Below are 12,610 nucleotides of genomic sequence, written 5' to 3' on the forward strand. Positions count from 1 at the left end.
TAGTTCTTGCGGGCCATGGTTCTGGATCATCTCGCTCTCTCCAGCAGATGCTCAGCTGCTGGATTCGGCGTGTCCAAGAACCAGGGTCAGGGCCCGAGCGCGACGTCGAGCTCATTCAGCAGTTGCTGCTTGCGTCCGGGATCGGCGAAGGATGCCTCAATTGAGTTGCGAGCCAGCGTCACGAGGTCTGCACGTGTGAGATGGCCCGCTTGGGTGAGGGCGTAGAGATTGTCGTCGACGTAGCCACCGAAGTACGCCGGGTCGTCAGAATTGACGGTCACCTTGATCCCTCGCTCCAGCATGGTTGACAACGGGTGTGAGGCGATGTCGTCGACTACTCGGAGGCTCACGTTCGACAGAGGGCACACGGTCAGCGGCACCTGGTCCTCAACGAGTCGCCGGACGAGCTGTTCGTCTTCGAGGCAGCGCACGCCGTGGTCGATCCGCTCGACGCCCAACACGTCGAGCGCCTCCCAGATGTAGCTGGGTGGACCTTCTTCACCAGCGTGGGCCACGCGGTGCAGACCCTCGGCGCGAGCGCGTTGGAACACCTTGGCGAATTTCGACGGAGGGTGCCCTACCTCAGCGGAGTCGAGACCCACGCCAATGAACGCTGCGTCCAGGGCCAGGGCTGCGTCTAGGCTTGCCATCGCCGACTCTTCGCTCTCATCCCGCAGGAACGCCACGATCAGCCCGGTGCTCAGCCCATGAGTCCGTAGCGACTCGGAGAGGGCGCTTGCGACTCCCGCCATGACTTCGGGCAGGGGGACCCCCCGGGCAGTGTGTGCCTGGGGGTTGAGGAAGACCTCAGCGTGCCGCAGCCCCGCCGCAGCCGCGCGCTCCAGATAGGCCGTCGTCATGTCGGCGAAGTCTTCGGCGGTCCGCAGGACGTCGACGTTGGTATAGCACAGGTCCAAGAACGACTGCAGATCGGTGAAGGCATAGCGTGCCCGCAGCTGGTCGATGTTTGAGTACGGCAGCGCGATCTTGTTCCGTTCCGCGATCGCAAAGATCGTCTCGGGTTCGAGGGTGCCTTCGAGGTGCAGGTGTAGCTCTGCGGCCGGCAGCATGGAGGTGTGCATATCACGTCCGCATCCGCGGCGGATAGACGCATCCCTTGAACCGCACGCATCTCGGCAGTTCCGAGCTTTCACTCTCCGCGGCATGAGCGGGCGCCTACAGGCTGTCGGCGAAGGAACGAAGGACCGCAAAGTCGGCATCGACGAGGCCCACGTGGGGTTCGACCCTGTGAGCTAGGTGTGCACCCAGATTGGGCGTGGACTCCAGCCAAGACCGAGTCGCTCGGTTGATCTCGTCGTCGAACCATGCGAACGGTCGGCTCCCCACCCATCGCGCGATCTGCTCGGCCTTCCACGAACGCCTGCCCCTCGGGAAGTTCGGCCGATCGAGCGGGATCACCGGAAGGTCAGTTGGTAGGCCCAGGAGGGGCGCGATGAGTGCGTTCGCGTCGTCGAGCCACGTTGTCGCCCAGACGAGGTCGAACGCGTCACAAGAAAGAGCTGCAAGACGCCTCCCGTGCTCCTGGTTCAGCGCAACCCGGTAGGTAATCCCACCGGCAGGTGTGAGGTCGTGGAACTCGAAGCCCGGTCCTGCCTTGCGCTGCCCGAACCACGGTGCGCGAAACGGATTCAGCGGGCCGTCGACATCGATGAGAAGGAGTGGCTGCATAGCCGCATTCTCCCGGCTCATCGGCAGGTTCACACGCCGGTCGGTCTGCGCCAGGCCCGGCACGAGGGTCACCCACGACCTGCCGCGGGTCCGACCCGAAACGCACTGAATTCGGCAGATCCGTGCGTTGCTCCGACACGTGGGCCGACTTCTAGCCTGTCGCACATCAGTTGGCGGAGATGTGTCGCGGACCTGTTGGCGGGGGGATCACAGTCAGGACGGTTTGAGTAGCAGCTCGCGGTGCTTCCATACGGCCCGGAGGCTGAAGGCTGTCTCGGGTGCCAACCCTCAAGCTCGCCAATGACCTCACAGCGCACGTTGGTTGGTGGCGTTCGCACTGGGGTATCGGCAGTCCGAGGCGCTTGGTATGCGTTGGAAGTACCTCGCCCTGGAGAAGCGGCGCATTCAGGTGTGGCAAGCGCAAACGGGTCTCGCACGGCTGCGCTGATCCACGAGAGTGTGTGAAGAGTCGGCACACGAAGAGCTGCAAGGCTGGATGCGTCAAGCATGCTCGGTACTGCCCCGAGCGACAGGGTGGTGAATGGGAGTTCCGGCCACCGAAGGGCGGCAAGACCAGATGGAGCGCACTACCGGAGCAGCTGATCCCACAGCTGAAGGCTCAGAAGGCGGCACAGTCGGCGGAACGTCTCGCGCCCGGTGATCAGTGGGAGGATTGGGACTTGGTCTTTGCCGGACCAACCGGACGCCCGATCAATCCCCGGCGTGACTGGGCCGAGTTCAAGAGCACGCTCCAGGTGGCCGGCCTCCGGGACGCTCGCCCTCACGACGCACGGCATGCGGCGGCGTCTTTGCTGCTGGAGCAGGGGGTCGACATCCGAGTCGTGCAGGAGATTTCTGGGTCACTCGATGTTGGCGGTGACCAAGCGCGATACGCATGTGACGAGCAAGCTCGCTGACGATGCGGCGGCCAAGATCGGAATGGCGCTGTGGGCGTGATCACCGGACGAACTGCAACCGCTGGTGCAACCACGTCGGGTCTTCTGAAGCTGTGGCTTACATTTCTGTTGCGGCATCTATGCAGGTCACGGTGGGGTGTGCCCGGGACGGGATTCGAACCCGTATGCCTTTCGGCCGCGAGGTTTAAGCTCGCTGCGTCTGCCGTTCCGCCACCCGGGCCGGTCGGCAAGCACTGACCTTACAAGCTGGATGACGTAGATGGGGCTCGAGACAGTTTCGGGGGCCCGTGGGCTCGAGATCTAGGTCATCCGCCAACCACGGCGCAGGCTGCGGGGGTTCTCCACATCCCAGTCGTTGGATCACCCCGGCTTGGCGACCACGCGGCGGTCGATTGAGCGAGCGGGGCGAGCGCAGTGCGAGCGGAGCGAGCAGGTCTAGCGAGTGTTGCGAGCGTGAAGAGGGTGGGTGAGGCTGGCGGCGTAGCACGCGACGTAGGAGCGGGCGGAGCAGGCTGCGAAGGCAGATCTATTTGTACACCTTGCGTGGGTAGATGGCGTGGGCGCCGGCTGCTCGGTCCAGGAAGAGCTTGCCGTTGCAGTGGTCGATTTCGTGTTGGAGCGCGCGGGCTTCGAATGCGTCGGTCGTGATGGTGACCTGCTCCGTCGTACCGGGGAGGATGCCGGTGACCGTCAGCCGGGTGGCGCGCTTGACGTCGCCGGTGAAGTCGGGGACGGACATGCAGCCTTCGCGGCCCTTCTCCTGTCGTGAGGCCTCGAGGACGACCGCGTTGCAGAGGACGAAGACGCCGTGGCAGGTCCGGGTCTTCGGGTGGTTGCTGACGTCGAGGGAGAACATCTGCGCCGCGACGCCCACCTGTGGCGCCGCGAGTCCGACGCAGCCGGGGGAGACCCGCATGGTGGCGATCAGGTCGGCGGCGAGCTGGATCATGAGTGGGTCGAGTGGGTCGACGGTCGCGCCTTCGGTGGCGAGGACCGGGTGCGGAGCGCGCAGTACGTCGAGAACCGTCCCCTCGACATCGAGTTCCGCAGGGGACCAGGCGGCGATGATGGTCACAGCTCGTCGCTCTCCGCCGGGCGCAGGGTGACGCCGACACCGAGTTCCTCGGCGGTGATCTCCAGGGCGCGGTTGAGCATTGCCAGCTCCGCGGTCAGCGGCAGCTCGACCTCGGCGGTCAGCACGTACAGCTCCCCGCTGAGCCGCGTGGTCAGGTCGGTGATCGTGCCGCCCGCGGAGGCGATCATCCGGGTCACTGCGGCGACGATCCCGGGCCGGTCGGCGCCGTGCACGCTCAGGATGTACGACGGCCCGATCGGTGCGTGCTCGTGTTCGGGGCCGACCTTGCGGACGGTGATCACGAGTTCCCCGCGCAGCGGCTCGATCGCGGCCTTGACCTCCTCGAACGGCCCGGAGCAGACGATCATCATCGCGAAGTGGCCGCGCAGCAGCGTCATCGTGGAGTCTTCGAGGTTGACTCCGGTCCCGGCCAGGGCCTCGGTGACGTCCGCGATGATGCCCGGGCGGTCGGGGCCGATGACGGTGACTGCGAGCTGACTCATGCCCGGCAACCTACCGTCCGACCTAAGTAGCCGATGACCCGACTTCGGTATCCGGACAGCTGCAAGAGTGCCGCAGAGCGCTTACGCACCGCTACATTCGTCCCATGGCAGAGTCCAGATCCGCACGTCCGCGCCGCAGTACGCGGGACTGGATCGTGGACTCGCTCGCGTTCGTGGTCGCGGTGTTCACCGGCTTCCTGCTGTACGAGGAGGGCCGCAAGGACCCGATCAGCCCGGACCTGCTCGCGTTCGACTTCTACTTCGGGATGGCACTCTGCCTGAGCCTGTGGTTCCGGCGCCGCTGGCCGGTTCAGCTGGCCCTGGTCGGGGCGGCCGTCGGCACCTTCTCCGACGCAGCGGGTGGTGCGGGCCTGTTGCTGATCCTGACTGTGGCGATCCACCGGCCGCTGCGGGTCTCGCTGGGAGTGTTCGTCGCCAACGCGGTGAGTCTGGCCATCTACATCGAGGTGCGGGACAAGCCGGACCACCCGGCGGCCCTCGTCATCGCGGCCGGCTCGATGTATCTGGCCCTCGTCATCTGGGGCCTCTACATCCGGTCCCGCCGGCAGCTCCTGCAGACGCTGCGTGACCGGGCCGAGCGGGCCGAGATCGTCGCCAAGCTGCAGGCGGAGCAGGCCCAGTTGCGGGCCCGCGAGGAGATCGCCCGCGAGATGCACGACGTACTCGGCCACCGGCTGTCTCTGCTCAGCGTCCACGCCGGCGCGCTCGCGTACCGCCCCGACGCGTCCGCGGAGGAGGTGGCCGGGGCCGCCGAGATCATCCGGGCCAGCGCGCACCAGGCGCTGCAGGACCTCCGCGAAGTGATCGGCGTACTGCGGGCTCCCGTCGGCGAGCTCCCGCAGCCGACGTTCGCCGACCTCCCGGTGCTCGTCGAGGGCTCGCGAGAGGCCGGCCTCCCGGTCGAGCTCGTCCTCGACGCTCCCGGCGCGTTGCCGGACCACGTCGGGCGTACGGCGTACCGGGTCGTGCAGGAAGGCCTCACCAACGCACTCAAGCACGCCCCCGGCGAACCGGTGCAGATCAGCGTGACCGGTGCCCCAGGCAACGGCCTCGAGGTGGAAGTGCGCAACCCCGCCCCGAACCGCCGACGAGGCGACGGCAAGGGCTTGCTGGGACTCACGGAGCGCGCCACGCTCGTCGACGGCCGGATCGAGCACGGCCGCACCCCCGAGGGCGAGTTCCGCCTGTTCGCCTGGTTACCGTGGCCCGCATGACGATTCGGGTTCTCATCGTCGACGACGATCCGTTGCTGCGCGCCGGTCTGAAGCTGATGCTCGGCGGCGCACCCGACGTCCGCGTGGTCGGCGAGGCGGGCGACGGCACTGGCGTCCAGGGGTTGATCGACCGGCTCGCGCCCGACGTCGTACTGATGGACATCCGGATGCCAGGCACCGACGGCCTGACCGCGACAGAAGCGGTACGACGTCGCCCGAACGCGCCCGAGATCGTCATCCTCACCACCTTCGACGCCGACGAGCACGTACTACGAGCCCTCCGAGCCGGCGCCGCCGGGTTCGTCCTCAAGGACACCCCGCCCGCCGAGATCGTCGAATCGGTACGGCGAGTCGCCGCCGGACAGCCCGTGTTGTCGCCGGCCGTGACCAAGCGCCTGATCACCCGGGTCGCGTCGTCGGGCACCGACCAGCGCAAGAACAAGGCACTCGACCGGCTGGCGGAGCTGAACGACCGCGAGCGTGAGATCGCCGTGGCCGTCGGCGAGGGCAAGTCGAACGCCGAGATCAGCTCGACGCTCTACCTCAGCGTCCCGACCGTGAAGACGCACGTCTCCCGCATCCTCACCAAGCTCGACCTGAACAACCGCGTCCAGATCGCCCTCCTCGTCCACGACGCCGGACTGCTGCACGACTGAGGCTGCAGCCGCCGCAACCCCCGCCCGTCCGTGCGTTCGCTACCCGGGTAACACGCGCAGACCACCCGGCGGTTACTTGAGCGGTTTAGCGTCGGGTTGTCCGTCCGCCCCCGGAAAGGCCATGCCATGCGCGCGCTCGCCGGCGTCCTCACGGTCGCTCTGCTGCTCCCCGCCGTACCCGCCGAAGCAGTGCCGGATCCGGCTGCCGCTGTCGATCCGCTGATCGGGTCCGCGCGGGACGGGAACACCTGGCCGGGCGCCGTCCGCCCGTTCGGGATGATCTCGTGGAGCCCGACCAGCACCCGCGGTGACCAGACCAGCACTGGCGCGGCGAACGGCTACCAGTACGACGTGACCCGGGTCCGCGGCTTCAGCCTGACCCACGTCAACGGCGCCGGCTGCAACCCGGGCGCGGCCGGCGACGTGCCGATCATGCCGTACGCCGGAACCGTCGACTCCTCGCCGACGGCCGACACCACCGACGCGAAGTACGCCAGCAACTTCAGCCACGCCGACGAGACCGCGAAGCCCGGCCGCTACACGGTCACGCTCGCCAACGGCGTGAAGACGGACCTGGCCGTCACCACGCGCGCCGGCGTCGGCGAGTTCACCTTCCCCGCCGACCAGGCCGCGAACCTGCTCTTCCGTACGTCGAACTCGCTCAACGGCAGCGAGGACGCGGAGATCGAGATCGACCCGACCGGCCGGAAGGTGACCGGGTCGGTGCTAACCGGCGCGTTCTGCGGCCGGCGTGCGAACGGCGGGACCAACAACCGGAAGTCGTACTACCGGCTGTACTTCACCGCGTCCTTCGACCAGCCAGTCGTTGCCTTCGGCACCTGGAAGGACAGCGCGCTCGCGGCGGGGAGCACGCACACGACCGGCGGTGAGGGGTACGCGACCGGCGCGGACCGGGCCGGTCGCGGTTCCGGCGGCTACGTGACGTTCAAGCCGGGCGCGAAGGTGCGGACGCGGATCGGCATCTCGTACGTCAGCCTGGCCGGCGCCGAGCAGAACCTGCGCGCCGAGGTCCGGCCGCAGGCCACGGTCGATCGGGTCGCCGCCGACGGCTACCGTGAATGGCGGCGGGAGCTGGACAACGTGCGCGTCACCGGCGGGACCGACGCACAACGGACGACCTTCTACACCGCGCTCTACCACGCGATGCTGCAGCCGAACATCTTCAACGACGTGGACGGCCGCTACCTCGGCAGCGACTTCCAGATCCATCGGCTGGCGCCCGGGCAGCGAGCGCAGTACGGGACGTTCTCCGGCTGGGACCAGTACCGCGCACACATCCAGCTGCTCGCCCTGCTGAAGCCGGAGATCGCCGGTGACTTCGCGCAGTCGATGTACCAGTTCGCCCAGCAGAACAAGGGGATCTGGGACCGCTGGCTGCACAACAACGGGCCGACGCACGTGATGACCGGCGACCCGGCCGCGCCGACGCTGGCGACGTTCGCGGCGATGGGTGTCGGCAACTTCGACGTACGCGGCGCCTATGACTCGCTGGTGCGCCAGGCGACCGTGCAGAACGCGGACGCGGAGAACGATGGTGGTTGCCCCGGGCAATGCACCGGGCAACGACCGGCGCTGAACACCTACCTGGCCAAGAACTACGCGCCGCAGGACGCCTGTCACTGCTGGGGCGGCGCCGCGGAGACGCTCGAGAACTCGCTCGCCGACTTCTCGCTGGCCCAGTGGGGTGAGCGGCTCGGGGCCGACGTCCAGGCGCTCGAGGATCGCGGCACCTGGTGGAAGAACACCTACGACCCGGCTGTCGGCTACCAACGTGCTCGCAAGGCCGACGGCACCTGGCAGCCCGGCTTCACCCCGTCGACCGATGTCGGGTTCGCTCAGGGCTCCAGTGCGACGTACACCTGGATGGTCCCGCAGGACGTCTCCGGTCTGGCCACTGTGATGAACGGCCAGGCGGTCGAGCGGCTGGACGGGTTCTTCCACGACGCGAACGGCAACTGGGCCGTCAAGGGTGGCAGCGCACTCCGCTACGACCCGACCAACGAGCCGGGCCTGCACACGCCGTGGCTCTACAACGGACTCGGCGTCGCCTGGAAGACCCAGGCGACCACGCGCGAGATCGTCGACACCGTGTACGGCGTTGGGCCGTCAGGCCTCCCAGGGAACGACGACCTGGGCACGCTGTCCGCCTGGTACGTGTTCGCCGCGATCGGCCTGTTCCCGCAGACCCCGGGCCGGGCCGAGCTGCTCGTCGGCAGCCCGCTGTTCCCGCGCGTCGAGATCCGGCGGAGCAACGGCGTACGGCTGACGGTGGAGGCGCCGGCGACGTCGGACACGAACCAGTACGTGCAGTCGCTGACCCTCAACGGTCGTGAGCGTGCCGAGTCCTGGCTGCCGGAGTCGTTCATCACGCGCGGCGGCCGGATCGCCGTACAGCTGGGCGCCGAGCCCACCGACTGGGGCACGCCGCCCGTCGACCGCTGACTTGGCATACTCGGCGGCGTGAACGCGAACCTGACCGTCGGTGGACACGACGCGGAGCTCGAGCAGCGGCTGAGCCGGGAACTGGACGACTTCAACACCGCTGCCACCGGCGCCGCAGACCGCGGCTCGTTCTCGATCAAGATCGCAGACGACACCGGTGAGCTGGTCGGCGGACTGGCCGCGTGGACCTGGGGCGGTCTCTGCGGGATCGACATGGTGTGGATCCGCGAGGACAGCCGGACGGACGGCTGGGGCAGCAAGATGCTGCAGGCCGCCGAGGCCGAGGCTCGGCGGCGCGGGTGCGATCGGATCGCCGTCTCGTCGTTCACCTTCCAGGCGCCGGGTTTCTACCAGCGGCACGGGTACGTCGAGACCGGCCGGACCCGCGGAATCCCGGGCGGCAACGAGGACGTCCACATGTTCAAGACCCTCGAGCCCTGAACATGTGGACGTAGTACCGGCTAGGACCGGGTCGCGCGGCGGAACTCCTCGTGCGGCATCTGCAGGCTGCCGAGGCTGGTCACCTCGCGGCGGAAGAACAGCGCCAGTGTCCAGTCCAGGATGACGCGGGCCTTCCGGTTGAAGGTGGGGACCCGGGACACGTGGTAGGTCCGGTGCAGGAACCAGGCTGGCCAGCCCTTGACCTTCACGCCGTACAGCTGGGCGACACCCTTGTGCAGGCCGAGGCTCGCGACCGAGCCGACGTACTTGTGCCGGTAGTCCTCCGGCGTCTTGCCGTCGACCACGCGCAGGATGTTGTCGGCCAGCATCCGTGCCTGCCGGACCGCGTGCTGCGCGTTCGGGGCGCAGTACGCACCGGGCTGCTCGCTGGTCAGGTCGGGTACGGCGGCGTTGTCTCCGGCCGACCACGCGTCCGTGACACCCTCGATCCGCAGGTTCGCCAGGCACTTCACCCGGCCGCGCTCGTCCAGCGGGAAGTCGGTCGCGGCGAGCGCCGGGTTCGCCTTCACGCCGGCGGTCCAGACGATCGTGTCGGCGTCGAACTCCTCGCCGTCGCTGAGGATCACGTGACCCTTCTCGCAGGACTCAAGCCGGGTCTCCAGCTTGATGTCCATGTTGCGCTTGCGCAGCTGGTCGACCGTGTACTTGCCCAGTTCCTCGCCGACCTCCGGCAGGATCCGTCCGGTCGCCTCGACCAGCACCCAGCGCAGGTCGTCGGGGTTGATGTTGTCGTAGTACCGGGTCGCGTAGCGGGCCATGTCCTCGAGCTCCGCGAACGCCTCGACACCGGCGTACCCACCGCCGACGAAGACGAAGGTCAGCGCGGACTTGCGCAGCGCCGGGTCGGGCTGCGACGACGCCACGTCGAGCCGGTCCAGCACCTTGTTGCGCAGCGCGATCGCTTCCTCGACGTTCTTGAACCCGGTCGCCTCCTCGGCCAGGCCGGGGATCGGCAGCGTCCGGGCGATCGAGCCGAGCGCGACCACGACCTGGTCGTAGGCCAGCTCGTACTCCGGACCCTCCTCGGGCATCACCTTGGCGACCTTGTTCGCGTGGTCGATCCCGGTCACCCGGCCGGTCACCACCCGGCAGCCCTTCAGCGTCTTGCGCAGCGGCACCACCACGTGCCGCGGTTCCACGGATCCGGCCGCCGCCTCGGGCAGGAACGGCTGGTAGGTCATCACCGACCGCGGGTCGACCACGGTGACCCGGATCTTGCCTTTCCGGGCCGCGCGACGTAGTCCGTACGCGGTGTACATCCCGACGTAACCGCCTCCGACGACGAGGATGTGCGGCACCTGGGCTGTCATGCGGTTCACTCTCCCTGAGTGGATCTCCGACTTCATGTCTACTTCAGGTTACTGCACTCGTGAAAACTTTCACAAACCCTCTGAGGGGTGATCTCACCTGCCGGAATGCTCCCTCTCCAGAGGGATTCGTCATGTACCGATGGTGACACGATGAGGCGATGAAAGCCTTCAACCGGCGGTACCTGGAGAGGTGCAACGAGCACCGGTTCGAGGAGCTCGGGGAGTTCGTCGCGGCGGACGTCCGGGTCAACGGGAGTGTGACGGGGCTCGCCGGGTACGCCGCCGGACTGCGGTCGGTCGTCGACGCTTTCCCGGACTACCACTGGGAGATCCAGCACCTGCTCGTCGACGGTGACTGGCTGTCCTCCCACCTGATCGACACCGGGACACACTCCGGCACGTTCCTCGACGTACCGGCGACCGGGCGGGTGATCACCGCGCCGGAGTTCGCCGTCTACCACCTGCGCAACGGCAAGATCGCCGAGTCCTGGGGCGACCTCGACTCCTCAGTCCTCACCCAGCTGACCCGCGATTGACCTACTCGCTCAGGCGGTAGACCGAGACGTGGGAGGGGGAGTCGGCGGTGAAGGGGGCTCCTGACCAGTCGGCGTGGCGGGACTCGAGGGTGAAGCCGGCCAGCTGGGCCATCAGGTCGAGCTCGGCGGGCCAGATGTAGCGGTGCGGGGTGCGGAAGAGCTCTGCGCGGGTGCCTTCGGCGTCGAAGTGGAAGTGGTGGGAGACGACCTGCTGGTCGAGTACGTCGTACGTGTCGAGCAAGATGTAGCCGGGCTCGGAGATGCCGACGGTGGCCGGCGAGCCGAGCGGGAGGCGGCGGAGCTCGGGCACCCAGAGCTCGATGAGGAAGGCGCCGCCGGGGGAGAGGTGGCGGGCCGCGTTCCGGAAGCACTCGATCTGCGCCTCCTGGGTGAGCAGGTTGGAGATCGTGTTGAAGACCAGGTAGACCAGCGTGAACTCGCCGGGCGCCCGCACGCTCGCCATGTCGCCGATGACGACCGGGATCGCGTCCTCGCCCACCTTGGTCCGCAGTTGGTCGACCATCGCGGGTGAGTACTCGATCCCGCTCACCGGCACGCCGCGCTCCGCCAACGGCACCGCAACCCGCCCGGTCCCGATCGCAAACTCCAGCGCCATGCCATCCCCGGCCAACCCCGCCAACCGCTCCACCGTCGGCCCCAGCACCTCCGGCGCAAACATCCCCGTCCCCGGAGTGTCATACCGCCGAGCCACCTCCACACCCCACAACTCACCCACGCCCGTCTCCTCTCGTCCGCTGTCCACGGGTCGTCAAGTTACTTGGGTGGGGTGGGGATGCTCTATGGGTTTTCGAGGGGTGTTGATAGACGTCTGTGAGAAAGGTTGATCGGGGGTGGGTGGGGAGGGTGAATGGAGGGGTGGAGAGTTACCGCAATCCGGTGCTGGTGGCGGCTGTGGTGGTGCCGCCCGCGGTGTGTGGGTTGCTGATTCCGTTTCGGGACAACTTCGACAACGCCAACCTCGCGCTGCTGCTGGTGGTCGTGATCGTTGCGATCGCGGCGTTCGGGGTTCGGCCGGCCGGGATCCTGGCGGCGGTGTCGAGTGCGGTGTGGTTCGACTTTTTCCTCACCGTGCCGTACAACTCCTTCGACATCCGGCATCGCGACGACATCGAGACGACTCTGCTGCTGGTGGTGATCGGCGCCGCGGTCACCGAGATCGCGATCTGGGGCCGGCGGCAACAAGCCCGGGCGTCGCGGCATCGCGGGTACCTGGACGGTGTGATCACCGCCTCGCAGGCGGTCGCGGCCGGCGGGTCCACGGACGAGCTGATCGACCAGGTGCGGGCCGAGCTGACCGCCGTACTCGGGATCGACGGGGTCAGGTTCGTTGCTGGTGGCAAGCTTTCGGGGGCGCCGGTGCTGAACGCGGACGGCACGGTGACGCGCGGTGGGCGCGTGCTGAAGGTCGAGCGCGACGGTCTGCCGACGAACGCCGAGATCGAGCTCGCCGTCCAGCACGCCGGCGAGGTCCGCGGCCGCTTCCTGCTCACTGCGGCGGCTCGGATCGCCCGCCCCGACCTCGAGCAGCGCCAGGTCGCCGTAGCCCTCGCCGACCAGGTCGGCGCCGCCCTCTCCACCCACCAGCCCCTCCACCCCTAGTTGGCCTGCGGGAGCACCACGTCCCGGGTGGCCACGGCCCCGGGGGGGGGGGGGGGGGGGGCGGGGGGGCCCCCCCCCCCACGCGAACCACAACCCACCACACACACACCCCCCACCCCCCCGTCCGCTCGTGGGGGAGGAGGA

Annotated in this window: 12 protein-coding genes, 1 tRNA gene and 1 pseudogene; 7 read left to right on the forward strand and 7 right to left on the reverse strand. The window is 68.1% G+C overall.

All coding sequences use genetic code 11. The features are described from left to right. Positions 1–86 precede the first annotated feature (86 nt). Both AB0H36_RS46840 and AB0H36_RS46845 read right to left on the reverse strand, forming a co-directional pair. The gene (locus AB0H36_RS46840; protein WP_360538498.1) at positions 87–1,070 is read right to left on the reverse strand and encodes an adenosine deaminase; all 984 of its coding nucleotides are present in this window, start codon (positions 1,068–1,070) and stop codon (positions 87–89) included. A 106-nt stretch (positions 1,071–1,176) separates the two neighbouring features. Beyond that, positions 1,177–1,761, reverse strand: coding sequence for an HAD domain-containing protein (locus tag AB0H36_RS46845; protein WP_360538500.1), 585 nt, complete (start codon positions 1,759–1,761; stop codon positions 1,177–1,179). A gap of 389 nt (positions 1,762–2,150) precedes the next feature. On the opposite strand from AB0H36_RS46845, the pseudogene AB0H36_RS46850 reads away from it, so the two are divergent. Then, positions 2,151–2,537 (forward strand): annotated as a pseudogene (locus AB0H36_RS46850) (tyrosine-type recombinase/integrase); the annotation flags it as partial. A 208-nt stretch (positions 2,538–2,745) separates the two neighbouring features. Here the strand turns inward: AB0H36_RS46850 and AB0H36_RS46855 are convergent. The 3 genes from AB0H36_RS46855 to AB0H36_RS46865 all read right to left on the reverse strand — a co-directional run bounded on the left by AB0H36_RS46855 (position 2,746) and on the right by AB0H36_RS46865 (position 4,184). Beyond that, positions 2,746–2,826, reverse strand: a tRNA-Leu gene (locus AB0H36_RS46855). A 306-nt stretch (positions 2,827–3,132) separates the two neighbouring features. Further along, positions 3,133–3,681 carry a peptide deformylase gene (locus AB0H36_RS46860; protein WP_360538502.1) on the reverse strand — a complete coding sequence of 183 codons (549 nt, stop codon included), beginning with the start codon at positions 3,679–3,681 and terminating at the stop codon, positions 3,133–3,135. After that, complete coding sequence (locus tag AB0H36_RS46865) at positions 3,678–4,184, reverse strand: ACT domain-containing protein (RefSeq protein ID WP_360538504.1); 507 nt, start codon at positions 4,182–4,184, stop codon at positions 3,678–3,680. Before AB0H36_RS46865 ends, AB0H36_RS46860 begins: the two co-directional genes overlap by 4 nt. Before the next feature lie 104 nt (positions 4,185–4,288). Here AB0H36_RS46865 and AB0H36_RS46870 point away from each other — a divergent pair, with 104 nt between their 5' ends. From AB0H36_RS46870 to AB0H36_RS46885, 4 genes are all read left to right on the forward strand, one after another. Continuing rightward, positions 4,289–5,419 (forward strand): histidine kinase, encoded by a 1,131-nt coding sequence (locus AB0H36_RS46870; RefSeq protein WP_360538506.1) that lies wholly within the window; start codon positions 4,289–4,291, stop codon positions 5,417–5,419. Continuing rightward, complete coding sequence (locus AB0H36_RS46875) at positions 5,416–6,075, forward strand: response regulator transcription factor (protein ID WP_360538508.1); 660 nt, start codon at positions 5,416–5,418, stop codon at positions 6,073–6,075. The genes AB0H36_RS46870 and AB0H36_RS46875 overlap by 4 nt, the downstream gene beginning before the upstream one ends. Positions 6,076–6,201: 126 nt before the next feature. Next, complete coding sequence (locus AB0H36_RS46880; RefSeq protein WP_360538510.1) at positions 6,202–8,538, forward strand: GH92 family glycosyl hydrolase; 2,337 nt, start codon at positions 6,202–6,204, stop codon at positions 8,536–8,538. Positions 8,539–8,556: 18 nt separating this feature from the next. After that, on the forward strand, positions 8,557–8,979 hold the full coding sequence (locus AB0H36_RS46885) for a GNAT family N-acetyltransferase (RefSeq protein WP_360538512.1): 423 nt from the start codon (positions 8,557–8,559) through the stop codon (positions 8,977–8,979). A 20-nt stretch (positions 8,980–8,999) separates the two neighbouring features. Here the strand turns inward: AB0H36_RS46885 and AB0H36_RS46890 are convergent, their stop codons facing one another. Next, entirely contained in the window at positions 9,000–10,310 is a 1,311-nt protein-coding gene (locus AB0H36_RS46890) for an NAD(P)/FAD-dependent oxidoreductase (RefSeq protein ID WP_360538514.1), read from the reverse strand. Between the two features lie 158 nt (positions 10,311–10,468). Between AB0H36_RS46890 and AB0H36_RS46895 the strand changes: the two genes are divergently transcribed. After that, entirely contained in the window at positions 10,469–10,846 is a 378-nt protein-coding gene (locus AB0H36_RS46895; RefSeq protein WP_360538516.1) for an ester cyclase, read from the forward strand. 1 nt (position 10,847) lies between these two features. Here the strand turns inward: AB0H36_RS46895 and AB0H36_RS46900 are convergent, their stop codons facing one another. Then, positions 10,848–11,582, reverse strand: coding sequence for a class I SAM-dependent methyltransferase (locus AB0H36_RS46900; RefSeq protein WP_360538518.1), 735 nt, complete (start codon positions 11,580–11,582; stop codon positions 10,848–10,850). Positions 11,583–11,722: 140 nt separating this feature from the next. Here AB0H36_RS46900 and AB0H36_RS46905 point away from each other — a divergent pair, with 140 nt between their 5' ends. Continuing rightward, positions 11,723–12,466: a DUF4118 domain-containing protein gene (locus tag AB0H36_RS46905; RefSeq protein WP_360538520.1), complete on the forward strand. Its 744-nt coding sequence runs from the start codon at positions 11,723–11,725 to the stop codon at positions 12,464–12,466. Positions 12,467–12,610 lie beyond the last annotated feature (144 nt).

The sequence above is a fragment of the Kribbella sp. NPDC050820 genome (assembly GCF_040653975.1).
In the GTDB taxonomy this organism is placed as follows: domain Bacteria; phylum Actinomycetota; class Actinomycetes; order Propionibacteriales; family Kribbellaceae; genus Kribbella.

Coding starts and splice junctions, on each gene's coding strand:
- AB0H36_RS46840 (WP_360538498.1), bottom strand. CDS start 1,070: ATGCTGCCGGCCGCAGAGCTACACCTGCACCTCGAAGGCACCCTCGAA.
- AB0H36_RS46865 (WP_360538504.1), bottom strand. CDS start 4,184: ATGAGTCAGCTCGCAGTCACCGTCATCGGCCCCGACCGCCCGGGCATC.
- AB0H36_RS46870 (WP_360538506.1), top strand. CDS start 4,289: ATGGCAGAGTCCAGATCCGCACGTCCGCGCCGCAGTACGCGGGACTGG.
- AB0H36_RS46875 (WP_360538508.1), top strand. CDS start 5,416: ATGACGATTCGGGTTCTCATCGTCGACGACGATCCGTTGCTGCGCGCC.
- AB0H36_RS46880 (WP_360538510.1), top strand. CDS start 6,202: ATGCGCGCGCTCGCCGGCGTCCTCACGGTCGCTCTGCTGCTCCCCGCC.
- AB0H36_RS46890 (WP_360538514.1), bottom strand. CDS start 10,310: ATGACAGCCCAGGTGCCGCACATCCTCGTCGTCGGAGGCGGTTACGTC.
- AB0H36_RS46895 (WP_360538516.1), top strand. CDS start 10,469: ATGAAAGCCTTCAACCGGCGGTACCTGGAGAGGTGCAACGAGCACCGG.